The sequence below is a fragment of the Ignavibacteria bacterium genome (assembly GCA_016873845.1).
Classification (GTDB): domain Bacteria; phylum Bacteroidota; class Ignavibacteria; order Ch128b; family Ch128b; genus JAHJVF01.
Genome location: VGVX01000073.1, coordinates 1 through 13,460, shown reverse-complemented (window position 1 = coordinate 13,460; position 13,460 = coordinate 1). Strand labels below are relative to the sequence as shown.

15 protein-coding genes and 1 tRNA gene are annotated in these 13,460 nt (G+C 35.1%); 10 read left to right on the top strand and 6 right to left on the bottom strand.

The window, feature by feature from the left end:
• From FJ213_11240 to FJ213_11230, 3 genes are all read right to left on the bottom strand, one after another.
• Nucleotides 1-330: helicase (locus tag FJ213_11240; protein ID MBM4176727.1), on the bottom strand; the 330-nt coding region annotated here is incomplete at its 3' end.
• A 163-nt stretch (nt 331-493) separates the two neighbouring features.
• Nucleotides 494-571 (bottom strand) — tRNA-Pro (locus FJ213_11235).
• Between the two features lie 91 nt (nt 572-662).
• Nucleotides 663-1,808: a HAMP domain-containing histidine kinase gene (locus FJ213_11230; GenBank protein ID MBM4176726.1), complete on the bottom strand. Its 1,146-nt coding sequence runs from the start codon at nt 1,806-1,808 to the stop codon at nt 663-665.
• Between the two features lie 212 nt (nt 1,809-2,020).
• Here FJ213_11230 and FJ213_11225 point away from each other — a divergent pair, with 212 nt between their 5' ends.
• From FJ213_11225 to FJ213_11180, 10 genes are all read left to right on the top strand, one after another.
• The gene (locus tag FJ213_11225; protein ID MBM4176725.1) at nt 2,021-2,206 is read left to right on the top strand and encodes a hypothetical protein; all 186 of its coding nucleotides are present in this window, start codon (nt 2,021-2,023) and stop codon (nt 2,204-2,206) included.
• Nucleotides 2,207-2,298: 92 nt separating this feature from the next.
• Nucleotides 2,299-3,309, top strand: a complete 1,011-nt coding sequence (locus tag FJ213_11220; protein MBM4176724.1) for a HAMP domain-containing histidine kinase — start codon at nt 2,299-2,301, stop codon at nt 3,307-3,309.
• 8 nt (nt 3,310-3,317) lie between these two features.
• A complete protein-coding gene (locus FJ213_11215; protein ID MBM4176723.1) occupies nt 3,318-4,727 on the top strand; it encodes a sigma-54-dependent Fis family transcriptional regulator in 1,410 nt (469 codons plus the stop codon).
• Nucleotides 4,728-4,738: 11 nt separating this feature from the next.
• Complete coding sequence (locus FJ213_11210) at nt 4,739-6,589, top strand: response regulator (protein MBM4176722.1); 1,851 nt, start codon at nt 4,739-4,741, stop codon at nt 6,587-6,589.
• Between the two features lie 198 nt (nt 6,590-6,787).
• On the top strand, nt 6,788-7,015 hold the full coding sequence (locus FJ213_11205) for a hypothetical protein (GenBank protein ID MBM4176721.1): 228 nt from the start codon (nt 6,788-6,790) through the stop codon (nt 7,013-7,015).
• Nucleotides 7,012-7,704 (top strand): sigma-70 family RNA polymerase sigma factor, encoded by a 693-nt coding sequence (locus FJ213_11200; protein ID MBM4176720.1) that lies wholly within the window; start codon nt 7,012-7,014, stop codon nt 7,702-7,704. The genes FJ213_11205 and FJ213_11200 overlap by 4 nt, the downstream gene beginning before the upstream one ends.
• Before the next feature lie 5 nt (nt 7,705-7,709).
• Nucleotides 7,710-8,594 carry an HDOD domain-containing protein gene (locus FJ213_11195; protein MBM4176719.1) on the top strand — a complete coding sequence of 295 codons (885 nt, stop codon included), beginning with the start codon at nt 7,710-7,712 and terminating at the stop codon, nt 8,592-8,594.
• Nucleotides 8,595-9,887 carry a GAF domain-containing sensor histidine kinase gene (locus FJ213_11190; GenBank protein ID MBM4176718.1) on the top strand — a complete coding sequence of 431 codons (1,293 nt, stop codon included), beginning with the start codon at nt 8,595-8,597 and terminating at the stop codon, nt 9,885-9,887.
• A gap of 26 nt (nt 9,888-9,913) precedes the next feature.
• Nucleotides 9,914-10,306, top strand: a complete 393-nt coding sequence (locus tag FJ213_11185; GenBank protein ID MBM4176717.1) for a response regulator — start codon at nt 9,914-9,916, stop codon at nt 10,304-10,306.
• Nucleotides 10,303-10,962, top strand: a complete 660-nt coding sequence (locus FJ213_11180) for a response regulator (GenBank protein ID MBM4176716.1) — start codon at nt 10,303-10,305, stop codon at nt 10,960-10,962. Before FJ213_11185 ends, FJ213_11180 begins: the two co-directional genes overlap by 4 nt.
• A 133-nt stretch (nt 10,963-11,095) precedes the next feature.
• Here FJ213_11180 and FJ213_11175 read toward each other — a convergent pair whose 3' ends face one another.
• The 3 genes from FJ213_11175 to FJ213_11165 all read right to left on the bottom strand — a co-directional run.
• Nucleotides 11,096-12,280 carry an aminopeptidase P family protein gene (locus tag FJ213_11175; GenBank protein ID MBM4176715.1) on the bottom strand — a complete coding sequence of 395 codons (1,185 nt, stop codon included), beginning with the start codon at nt 12,278-12,280 and terminating at the stop codon, nt 11,096-11,098.
• Nucleotides 12,281-12,365: 85 nt separating this feature from the next.
• Nucleotides 12,366-13,139 carry a sulfite exporter TauE/SafE family protein gene (locus FJ213_11170; protein ID MBM4176714.1) on the bottom strand — a complete coding sequence of 258 codons (774 nt, stop codon included), beginning with the start codon at nt 13,137-13,139 and terminating at the stop codon, nt 12,366-12,368.
• A gap of 129 nt (nt 13,140-13,268) precedes the next feature.
• Nucleotides 13,269-13,460: T9SS type A sorting domain-containing protein (locus FJ213_11165; GenBank protein ID MBM4176713.1), on the bottom strand; the 192-nt coding region annotated here is incomplete at its 5' end.

Genomic DNA, 13,460 nt, shown 5'->3' with positions numbered 1-13,460 from the left:
TTGGTTGTCTTCAGAATTTTCCATTTCTTTTTCAAGAATTCCATCTAATTCATTCTTAATCTCTGCATGAGAAAATTGAAGTGAGGTTTGTTCTTCTTGATTAGTAGATTTCCACAAGTCGTATATTGTTCTGTTCATGTTCATTCCGACAAGAATTCTAATTTTTTCATTTTTTTCAAGGGCTTTGAAAATAGAATGGAAACCGCTGATGTAGAAATATCCAACAAGGCAATCAAAGAAACGGGAATCATTGATTAAAACTTCGAATCTTTGTTTTAAGTTTTGTTCACTTTCATTGATGATAAAAGTTAAATCCGATGTTTTCCCCATGTATAATTCCTAATTCTTAAATCATGATTATCATAAAGATAGTTAATCCTTGAGATTAAATAAATAAAGGATTGAAGTAAAATCTCCGGTCGGTATTGCTGCTATTTAAAAAATAGTTACAGTAAAAAAACTTATGCTTTTGGGGAAAGAAAGATTAAAAAGTTTGTCGGGGTGAGTGGATTCGAACCACCGACCTCCTGGTCCCGAACCAGGCGCTCTAACCGGGCTGAGCCACACCCCGATGAGAATGAACAATCAATAATGTATAATTGAGAACTAGAAAATTTACATAGCAAATATACAAAAATTTTTGCGGTAGGATAGGGGAAAAATTAAACGTGTTCTGTAGCCGGTTTCAATGTAAAATAAACCCGTGTCCATTCACCTTCTTCGCTTGCGATCCAGAGATGCTCGCTATGCTTATCGATTATTGCTTTGCAAATTAAAAGTCCCAATCCGATTCCTTTTTCTCCTTTTGTTCCGCGAGCTGTGGTTTTGCTGCTTGTTGAGAGCAATTTCATTAAAACATTTTTATTGATCCCTATTCCAGAGTCGCAGACTAAAATTACGAGCTTATTTAATTTAGAATGGTAGTGAGTTATAATTTCAACTGTGCTTCCTTCTCTTGAATATTTGATTGCATTCTCCAATAAATTTTTCAGTAGCTCTATGATCATGAACTCATCGCCCAATACTTTTAAATTACGATCGGAACTGACTTTGATAGCAATATTTTTTCTCTCGGCGATTTGCATAAATGACTTCGCTATGAAATTAATCGTAGAAGTTACATCAAATTCCATAGGATTAAATTGAAGTTCTTTAGATTCAAACCGAGTCCAATCAAGAATTTTATTCAAGGCATTCAGCTGAATTTTTGAGAGATCATAAATGTTCTCAGCAAACTTTTTTACTTCCTTTTTCCCCTTGTATTCTCCATCTTTTAACAATTGACAAAAACCAAAAATGCTGTTAAGCGGTGTGCGTAAATCGTGTGAAATTATTGATACAAGTTTATCCCGTTGCTGAGTTACTTTTTCAAGTTCTGATTTTATCGAATCGAGTTTCTCATCGGCTTTCGCGGATTCAATTCTTTCAAATTTTGGAATTGGTTTAAAATCGACTTGAGGTTTTTCAGTGACTATTTTTTCTGGTTCAGGTTCTTTAGCCGGTAATATTTTAGGAAAAGGTTCCTCGCGGTGGAAATTGAAAGCGAGTAATATCAATAACAGGACAATTGTTGAAACAAAGCTTATGATCTCAAAATAAAGAGGAGAATCAATTACGGTGTCTAATGGAATTTTGAATTCAATAAGGTCAATTAATTGAACAAGAAATATTATTCCGACACCGATTAAAATCAAAAACAGCAATGGTCGATTTTCGATTTTATAACTCAACCGGAAACCTGTACCGAGGCAGATCAATTGCATCAGCAAAGTTGCGAGAACTAATATTTTATAGACTTCTGCAGTCAAAAAATAATTCCTTAAGCAGATTCATATGTTTTTTTCCAATTCCATTATCGAAACGAAATTTGTAATTCTTAAGGAAAAATAGTTTTATTTTTTTTTGAAAATATTCTAAAAAAAAAGTAATCAACACCGATAATTAATTTGTGTACATGATTCCAAAATCTAAAATCCAACTGAACTTAACTCTGAACAAATTATAATGCGGGGTTAAAGAATTGAAAGAAAAAAATAAAAAAACCGGTAAATCAGAATTGAATAAAGAAAACAATCTAAAGCTCATCCCATCTCATACGGCAAGAAATTTGGACTTTGTTAAAAAGAAAATTCAGAGTGGATTTTATGACCTGCCGACCGTGAAGATTTTTGTCGCAGAGAAAATCGTTCAAAGCTTAACCTATTAATATTTTATCAAAAATTTGTTGAATTCTTTTGGTTAATATTATACATTAATGACCAAAAGTATACAATTGAGTATAGTTGCTCAATTTCAACAATGACAAAAATTAATTTATTCATAAAGGATACAGTTCTAGGGGAGTTAATTCAAGAGATACTCGTCTCGGAATCATATATGTTTTCAATCATAGAATATGAAAACGCATTCCGGTTGGCTCAACTCACAGAATTTGATTTACTGATCATCGACAGCGAGATGATTGCAAAATCGGATGTTCAAATTATTTTTCTTTTGAAAAATTCAGCTGCAAAGAGAATACTATTGGTAAATAGGGTGACAGAAACCAATAGTAACCTAAAATTCGAAAGACAGATTGAGGTAAACGATGTTCCGTCACAACTTATTTCCTCTATTGATTTGATTTCGAAGATCTCGGAGGTAGTTAAATCCGGTGTAGAGAATGAAAATTTCTTAAAGATACAGTCTCAATTATTCCATGAGATAAATAATCGCTTGTCTTCTATTCTGATCAACTCGAAGCTTCTCTCTCAAAAAGATGAAATGCAGAATGATTCAAACAAAGAACATCTTCAGCACATTCTAACTTCCGCGAAAGAGATTCAAGAGAATATTAACAACTTCAGTAATTTTATTAACTGTAAAAAGTTTTTTACATCACGCGAAGACTTAAACCAATTACTTTCAGAAACTCTGAGAGAAAAAGAAGAGAGCATAAAATCAAAATTCGTAGAGGTGAAAACGAAATACGATGTGGAAATTGATTTTATTGAACTCAACCGAACAATCGTATCAAAATTACTTTTGAACACTATAGATTTTGTTGGGCTAATGTCGAAAGAAAATCCAACAATTAAAATCGAAACAAAGAATGAACCTGAGCAAGTTGTATTGGAAATTTCTTCACCAAATTGCGGAAACGATAAATCTTTATTTGAACAAATTTTTAATCCTCTTTTTCCTCGAAAAATGATGGATGAGAAAATTCTAAAGGAAATGAATAAGAACATTAAACAATTAATGAATTTTAGTATAGAGAATAATTACTCAAACGATACAATCTCAGTAATATTTACTTTTAAGAAATAGAGGAATAGATGGAATCCAAAATACTGGTTATCGATGATGATTCATTAGTGACCTCCTCATTGAAGCGAGCACTGTCAAAGGATACTTACAAGGTAGAAATTTGTGAAAATGGAAATGAGGTGATTAATTATGTTAATCAGCATCAGCCTGAAATGATTCTACTCGATATCTTCTTAGGCGATGTAAATGGCATCGATATTTTGAAACAATTGCACAAAGACTATCATCAAATTCCTGTTGTGATGATCACCGGCTATGCTGATGTTCAGACAGCAGTAACTGCAATTAAGCTTGGTGCAATTGATTTTATCTTAAAGCCGATCAATCTTGATCAATTAGAACTTATCATTACAAAAACTTTAAAGCACGTTCAGCTGCAAAAAGAAGTTAATAGACTTCGTCTGCTTCATGAAGAAGGGGAAATTACAAGAGAAATGTTCGGCAAGAGTAAAACAATTGTATCTACTTTAGATGCTGTACAAAAAATGTCCCAGAGCGACAGCACTACAATATTAATTGAAGGTGAAAGTGGAAGCGGAAAAGAAATGATTGCCAAGTTCATTCATTATAATTCCTCAAGAAAAAATGGCCCATTCATAACAATAAATTGCGGTGCAATACCGCGTGAATTAGCGGAGAGTGAATTCTTCGGAAGTGAAAAAGGAGCTTATACCGGTGCTGGCGAAAAGACAAGAATGGGAAAATTCGAGCTTGCTGATGGAGGGACAATTATGCTCGACGAAATTGCTGAGCTTAGTCTCGACCTGCAAGTAAAATTACTCCGGGTTCTTCAAGAACGTAAATACTTTCGTCTTGGGGGGACAAAAGAAATTAATGTAAATGTGAGAATAATTGCAGCAACTAATAAAGACCTTCGTAAATGTGTGGATGATAAGACTTTTCGGGAAGATCTTTATTACAGACTGAATGTTGCTACGATCTATGTTCCGCCGCTAAGATACCGGGAAGGGGATGTGAATTTTCTCGCTTACGCATTTTTAGATGAATTCAATAAAGCTTTTGGTAAAGATGTGAAAAGAATCGATCCTGAACTCCTCGAAATCATGCAAAAATATCACTGGCCTGGAAATGTTCGTGAACTTCGTAACTCAATTGAGAGAGCCGTACTATTAATGACAGGCGATACAATTCGTCCTGATCACATGAAATTTCTCGAGAGCGATAAAATTGCGTCAAACCAAAAAGATGGGGAGAAATATATGTTGAATATTCCCAGAAGCGGAATCTCTATCGATGTTGTTTTGAGAGACCTCATAATGAAAACCCTTGAAATCACAGGGGGAAATCAAGTTAGAGCCGCAAAGATTTTAGGATTATCGAGATCAAAGCTGCGCTATCGTATGGAACAATTAAATCTTGAAGTGAAACGACAAATAATCGACGAGAATTCAAATTGAACGAATTTAATTTGAAATTATTGTTCTTGGATGATAATCCGGTCGAACTTTCGTTAATGAGAAAGGTATTACAGAGAGATCTTCCTGAAGCAGAATATCATGGTATAACCCACGCTCCAAATTGGATAGATTTTCTAAGTTCAAACGATTTTGATGCTATTGTAATTGATTACCGATTAACCGGTAGAAACGGTTTAGAAGAAATCAGGGAAATAAGGAAACAGAACTCTTACATTCCTTTATTTTTAATCACTGCGCTCGAACGCGATGAAATAAATCAAGAAGCGGACAAATTCGGCGCTACTGATTTAATAATGAAAGATCGAAATTTCTCTATCTTGATCAGTAAGCTTAGAAATCTTCTAACTCAAAAAATCATAGACCATTACACCAAATTTTCGTCCGAGCAGGAAACTGTTTTTGATGAGTTTGCATCATGTATCTATTTAACGATCGACTCAAAAGCACAAGCAATCGAAATAGTTGGGAATTCTGAAAGGATACTTGGCTGCCAGAAGACAGAACTCGCGAATGAGGGGTGGCAAAAAATTCTTCCCATTTATAAAGTTAAACTTTCTAACTTAAAAACTCTTATTCAAACAAAAATTGCAGATGGTAATAGAGCAGACTTTAATCCATTTGAAATGGAGCTGCGGTCTGCAAATGGTGATCCAATTTGGTTGAAGTGTTCAGAAAAGGTTACCGATAAAACATTAATTCTTGTACTTCAAAATATAACTAAAACAAAATTTCTGGAGCATCAGTTAATTGAATCGCAGAAATTAAATACGATTGGTTCGCTTGCGGCAGGTATCGCTCATGATTTTAATAACATTCTTGCAGCAATTAAAGGTTATGCCTCGCTTGGTTTGAAACGAATTGAAAACCATGAACTGATTGAAAAATATTTAACTAACATTCTCAAAGCTTCAGAAAGCGGCTCTGATCTTACCTCGCAGATTCTTGCATTCAGCAAACGAGTTGCTTCTAAAGAAAAAGTACTTGATTTCAATCGCAGGATTAAAGAGGCAGTTTCTATTTTGCAGAAAGTGTTAAATCCTAAAATTGAAATTGTTTTTCAGCTCGAGCATAATTTACCAAAAGTATTCATTGATCCGGGACATGCGATTCAAATAGTTCTTAATCTGTGCCTTAATGCTTCAGATGCAATGCCGAACGGAGGAAAACTAACTCTAACTACAAAAACAGAATCATCCAGGGAAAAAAACATAAAGTTTTCAGTAACCGATACAGGTTTCGGTATAAAAATTAATCAGCAAGAAAAAATATTTGATCCATTCTTTACATCAAAGTCGGGCTCCAAAGGAACTGGACTCGGACTTTCTGTAGTAAAAAATATAGTTGATAGTTATTTTGGAAGGATTGAATTCGCAACAAAAGAGAATGAGGGGACAACATTTAACGTATATCTGCCGGTCACGCATCGAATTGAGGAGGAAGAATTGTTGGAAGATTCATTTGCCCGCGGCGGAAATGAAGGATTGCTGATAGTCGATGATGAAAAAAGTATTCGTGATTTCTCAAGTGAATATTTATCGGATTTGGGTTATAGGATTTTCACGGCAGAGGACGGCGATGCTGCACTGAACATTTTTAATGCGAACATCAACGAAATTAATCTGATCATTCTCGATTTAACTCTTCCAAAAGTTTCAGGACTTGAGGTGTTAGAACATGTGAAAAAAATCTCACCTCACACAAAAATTATCCTCACGAGCGGTTACATGATCGAAAAAGATTCCAGTAATATTGAGGAGTCAAAAATAGATGATTTTATTCAAAAACCTTACACAGTAGAAAAATTAGCTAAAGTTGTAAGAAAAAATCTCGATACTAAGTAAACATCATAAGAATCTTCCAATAAAAATAATATTCCACTCATGGCTAATATTAGCCACAAATAGTCATTATAAGTTCACTTTTCGTCTACTAAATTTTTACACTAAGCTATTGTACTACAAGCAGTTATAAGAATTTATTCTCAGCTGAATTCTCATGGTACAACCTTTGTAGTAATGTGGGAAAAAAGAGGTCGAAAAATGAATGAGAAACAATATAAAAGACTAAAGAAAACGAGAAGCTTAGTAATAGTTTTCATTGCGCTTTATTTAGTTTCAAATTTTTTAGCTGACGAGCTTAACTTTTTTATTCTAAGCTCAGTACTTTTTCTATTCTCCTCTTATGTTGTTGTATTTAATTATCTCTACAACCTATCGATTCTAAATTCAAAACCAGAACACAAATTAAATTCAGGAGTAATGCGATGACTACTGCAGTGCTGTGGAAGGAATACAAGAAGACGTCTGCTACTTCTTTAAAAACTGAGTTGATGAAACAATATTCTAAACTTGTCCACTATGTAATTCACAGAACCGATTTAAGAAATGCTGCCGTTCTGGATGATAGAGATTTTTTCCAATATGGAATTCTAGGTTTAAGCGAAGCAATAGATCGCTTCAATCCGAGATATGGTGTAAAGTTCGAAACTTATGCCATCCCAAGAATACGCGGAATGATCCTCGATGAGCTTAGAAAACTTGATTTCATCCCACGTTCATATAAAGAAAATCTAAAAAAAGAAATTGAGGAAGAAAATAAAAAGCGTAAAGCCTGTGAGATGGAAGAAGTAACTTTAACTGACTATTTGAAAGAGTATCAGAAAATCTCTCTAACTCAGCAAGTTGGGGAAGATTCCGATACAATGATCGAATTTATTTCCAATCAAGAAGATACACCCGCTGAAGAGATTGAAAAAGAAGACCTCAAGGAAATGATCCTGAAGGAAATTAATTCACTTCCAGAAAAACAGAGATTGATTCTTACACTTTATTATTATGAAGATATGAACTATCAGGAGATTGCCGATGTACTCGAAATTTCTGTGTCGCGGGTTTCACAGATTCACAGCGATCTGATGAAAAAGTTCAAATCAAGGATTTCAAAACTTATTCACTAATTTGAATGCCAATGACTCACATAAATAACATAGAAAAATTCAATATTAAAAAGATTGATGAAGTTGCCGAACTGCCGACTCTTCCTAATGTAGCTAATGAGATCATGAATATGATCGATAAGCCGTATGTCAGTGCAGCAAAACTTGCTAAACTAATCAGCCAAGATCAAGGAATGGTTGCAAAAATTCTTAGTTTAGCTAATTCACCTGTTTATGGCTTAACGCAAAAAGTTTCAACAATTGAGTTGGCAATTGTTGTTCTCGGTTTCGATACGATAAAAGAGCTTATTATTAGTCTTTCTATTTTGAATTCGGCACAATCCCGTAACGAAAGATATTTTAATACAAATTATTTTGGAAAACATTCGATTCTCTGCGGTACGGTTGCCCGAATGTTGGCTAACGATTTTGGTTACAGAGTATCAGGCGAAGCATTTATTGCCGGATTGCTTCACGATATCGGCATATCGACTATGCAAAAATATTTAACTAGTGAATTCAATCTCATATCTGAATTGAGATTCTATCAAAAGATCAGTCAATTAGATGCAGAAAAAATTATAATTGGTAAAACCCATCCTGAAATTGGAAGCCATTTAGCTTCGAAGTGGAATTTTCCGGCACAGTTAATCGAATCAATCAGGTTTCATCATTCTCCAAGTGAAGCAGTTCTTAATCCAACACTTACTGCATTAATTCATCTTGCCGATCATATTTCAAGTTTAGTATCCGAACCATATTTGCTCGTAGAGGAGAGCGAAAAACTTGATGATTCAATAATTGAAACATTAGAACTTCCCGATGAAACCTATCTTCAAGGATTGATAAGAAGTACAATAGAACTTATTAACAGCAATTTCAAAGAATTAGCTTCGATGCAAGTAAACTAAATGAATTCACCTCTCGGTCAAATAAGCAATCAAAACACTAGTTTATCATTAAAAACGAAATTCATTGAGAATTACAATGGATTCCGGCTTTATAATGATGAGTTCCAAAGTCAATCAAATGACTTGATATTAGTTTCTGAAATGATAGAAACAATAAATTCATCGAGCAATGCTGATCAAATTGAAAAAAAACTGCAGGAATTATTACAAAGCATTTTAGCTAATGACTTTTGCAGACTATTTCTCTGGGAAGATAGTAAACAAAAGTTGATGTCAATTTCGGATGGCTCCGAGAATAATTGCCAGCAAATTGTCGACAAAATGATTGAAGAAGGAATTGCAGATTGGATTATTTCCGAAAAGAAAATAGCCGTTGTTCCAGATCTCGAATTGGCGCAAAATGAAATAAAAAAATTTTTTTTCGTTGTTCCGCTGTTATTATCCAAGGTAGATTACGGATTGCTTGTCCTTAGAACAAATTATGGGAGATCGGACATTGTTCCGAAAAAAATTTCTCTGATTTCAATTCTTTCTAACCTTGCTTTTTCTGCGATTGCGAATAATTTTCTTTATGAAAAAGTCGAAATAAAAGAGAAAGAAATTACAAATTTAACAAGTGAATTATCCGAACTATCGAAAGTTGCATCTGTGGGAGAAATAAGTGATAATTTCTTCCATACTATGAAGAATCGCGTACAAGTGATGATAAGCTCACTCGAACTCATAAAAAAGAACGTAAAAACCGAAGACGTAATGAAAATCTTAAAAGCAGAAGTGGATAGAACTTCAAAAGCTCTAAAAAGCATTTCTGACTTTTCACGCTCAATGTTTGCTAAATATGACTATGGGTATTACGGTATAAATTCGATAATAAGCTCAACCGTTGATGTTCTCGAGGCGACATTAAGCAAAGCAAAGCTGAACGTAGAAGTAAAAGAACATCCGATGCATCCACAATTCTATGGATCAGCCAATGCGATAATGCAAGTTCTTGTTTTCGTATTAAACGAATTACGTAAACAACTTTCAACTGGAAGCTCCATTTTAATTGAATGCGCGGAACAGCAAGAGCGTATCTCAATCAAGATAATTTCGAAAGATACTAATCCCGAAAGAAAAGATTTTTATGAGTTATTTATTGAGAAACATAATGTTAAATTTGCAGCAGCGAAAAGATTAATCGAACAAAATCGAGGAGCTTTCACTTCTGCAATCGAAACAAATAACAAAATCGTTCTTAATCTTACTATTCCTAAACGAGTTAGAGGGCTCAAATCATTCACATCTAATTGAGTTTTTCATAATTTCTAGAGAATCTAATGGTAAAGATACTGCTCGTAGAGGATGACCCGTTTAACATAGAGTTGTTCGAGCTTGTGCTAAAAAGGATCGGAAATTTTGAAGTAGCATCCACCGATAACGCCAAGAAAATTTTCAATGTTCTCGAAAATCAGAAAATTGACCTCGTTATAATGGATGTCAGTCTTGAGAACACTTATATTGATGATAAAAAAATTGATGGCAAGGAACTCTCTAAGATTATCAAACAAAAGGAGCAATTCAAAGAAATTCCAATTATTATTGTGACAGCATACGCAACTAAAGAAGATATTTCGAGGATATTGAAAGATAGTTTAGCTGACGCCTGTGTAACGAAACCGATAACAAATTATCAAGATTTTATTGCTTTAATCAATCGCCATCTGAAATGACAGAACAAAAAAGAAAAATACTTATTGTCGAAGATGAAGAACATGCTCGATATTTGTTAGAACGGCTTTTGACAGTTAACAACTTTGAAGTTCAAACTGCCGAGGATGGTTTGCAGGCTCTTAAAATTCTTAATGAATTCTCGCCTCAAATTATTCTTGCTGATTGGAATATGCCTGTCATGGATGGTGCTGCGTTATGTGAAAAAGTAAAATCCAATCCAGAGCATCGTCAAACTTATTTTATTTTATTGACCGCTAAATCTGCCTTGCACGATAAAGTTACAGGACTAGATACCGGTGCAGATGATTATGTTACTAAACCGGTAGAAAATGATGAGCTTCTTGCAAGAATAAGAAGCGGACTTCGTATCTACGACCTTCAACTTGAATTAAAAAAATCTGAACATGATAGAGCTTTGCTTGAAATGGCTGCGACACTTGGACATCAGATGAACAACCCATTGAGTGCGTTCACAATGGCAATGGCTTCGATGAAAAAAAACATTGCACAAAAAAATCTTGACGAAATTCAAGATGATATTGATTTAATGAATGATGCTATAAAACGTATGCAGGAAATAACCAGCAAACTCTCTAAATTGAAAGACCCATCACTTACTACCTACCTCGGCAATACAAAAATGCTGAAGATTTAGATATCGCGTTTAATGGAACGCGGATTCAGCTGATTTAATTCTATAAACTGATTTTTTGATGTTTGTGTTAATCTGTGAAAATCTGTCTAATCTGTGTTATCAGTGTTCTAGTACTTAAATTATTCTTCTGCAATTAAATCAAATAAATTTCCTTTTGCGGTTCGGATAGAAAATCCACTCCATCATCATTCACAAAGACCATTTCTTCAATTGTTGCGATGCCGTAATCTTTTATAGTCAATCTTGGTTCGATTGTGTAGACTTGTCCCTTCTCAATCGGGATGAAAGGAATATTTCCGTAGCGTTCCCAGCGGGGTGCAAGCAGTCCGCCGCCGTCATGAGCTTTTCTTCCGATTTGATGTCCGAGTCCGTGCGGATATTCTTCGTATCCATTTTCTACGATGTAATTCCGTGCGATGTCATCAATCTCGCATCCTTGTTTTCCCGGGCGAATTGCATCTGCAGATTTCTGAATTGCATCTACAATGACTTGAAATCCGCGTTTTACTTCCGGCGGAGCTTCGGTTTCACCTTCTCTCAATATGTACCAAGTTCTTTGCAGATCTGAACAATACTCTTTATACTTCACCCCGAAATCGATATTCAAAACATGTCCGGGCTGAACGAGTCTATCGGTTGGGCCTGCATGTGCACCTGCTGTATCGGGTCCGGTAAATACTGCGGGGCAATGCTCAACTTCCCAAGCAGTTTCGAGATTCAATTTTTTTACTTCATCCAACAAAAAACCTGCAACCTGCTTTTCAGAAACGCCAGGCTTGATGAAACCTGAAACTTTGTCAAACAAATCGAGTGTAATTTTTATTGCTTCCTTCATCAGCCTGAGTTCTGATTGCGACTTTCGTCCTCTGAGTGAGGTAACAATCTCTTCCGAAGAAACTAATCGTTCTGAGTATGGCGTTCCGCTTAGATGTTCAATTATCTGCAAGTACATTCCGTGAGTAAGCCCATCTGCGAGATTATTATCGAGCGAATAATTGACTGCAATCTTATTTGGATCAATTCTGCTCAGAGTTTTTTGTAATTCTTCCCGAATACCTTTAACATATCCAATGATTTTTTTATAAGTTCCTTTGGACTGCATATTCGCAACATCGAGACTCCCAAGTATCGCAATTGTATCCCCATGTTTTGTGATAATGTATGCAGTCTGCCATGTACATCCTGTACCGACGATCATATCAATCATCGGGTCTTTCATGTTTCCCGATTCACGGACGAACGTTAGCCACATATCGATATTTTTTTCTTTTAAGATTTCAATCGCTTGCTGAATTTTTTCATTTATTAAACTTGACATATTTTTCCTTTAATTATTTTCCGCAATCTGATTAATCTGTGTCACTAGTGTGAATCAGTTGCTTTAATCGATCACACAAACCAATTTAAATCAATCCGCTTCCCAATCCAACGGCAATTGCAAATAGCATGATAGAGACGACTGCTTGAATACCCTTCATTGTAACTTTTTTAACAAGCTTATTTCCGATGAATGCGCCAAGAAAAGCTGAAAGCGTTGCAGCAATCAGTAAATAAAGATTTGTGCTCAATCCTTCAGAAGTGAAATGTGAAGTGTAGACCAATAGTCTCGAAACATCCACCAGACATGCGATTACTACGCCAGTTGCAATAAAACTTTCTTTAGTCAATCCGCATCTGACTAAAAATGCACTCCGCAAAGCCCCTTGATGACCAGAAAGTCCGCCGAAGAATCCGCTGAGCATTCCGCCCAATGGCAAATATTTTTTTTCAACTGAAAATTTATCAAGCGTTGGAATGATTTCAAACAATGCGAAGACGATCATTAAGACAGCAATTACAAATTTTACCGGAGTAACTATCAGCGCTTTGCTGAACAAATCATATTCGAACAAAGGTTCAATTCCAGAAAGCAAAATGAGAACCTGTGCCCCGATCAATGCGGTAACTATTGCCGGAATTCCAAATCTAAGGACAACGCTTTTATCCGCATGTCTGCCAAGCAGATACAATTTGAAAATGTTGTTCAAAAAGTGAACTATTGCTGTCATTCCAATTGCAAGATCGATCGGAAAGAAAACTGCAAAAACAGGCATTAGCAATGTGCCGAGTCCAAATCCAGAAAAAAGTGTTAATCCGGAAGTCAGAAGTGCCGCAAGACAAATTATAATATATTCCATGCGAGTTGATAAATTTCATTGCAAAGATATTTATCAGTGGAGAGAATAACAATTGGAAGATCAGAAAAACCCAACTTTTAAAATTCTGACAAAATTGAAAAAGTTGGGTTTTTAATACTTTCGGAGGAACTATCTAATCAAACACATCTTTTTAGTGATTCTATTTTTACTGGCTGTGAGTTGATAGAAGTAAACTCCGCTGGATAAGGGGAGATGGTAAGCGGAAAATGGTAAAGAGTATGTTCCAGCTTCTTTAACTTCATCAACAAGTACTGCGACTTCTCTACCTAGTATATCATAAACTTTCAAAGTGATATACTC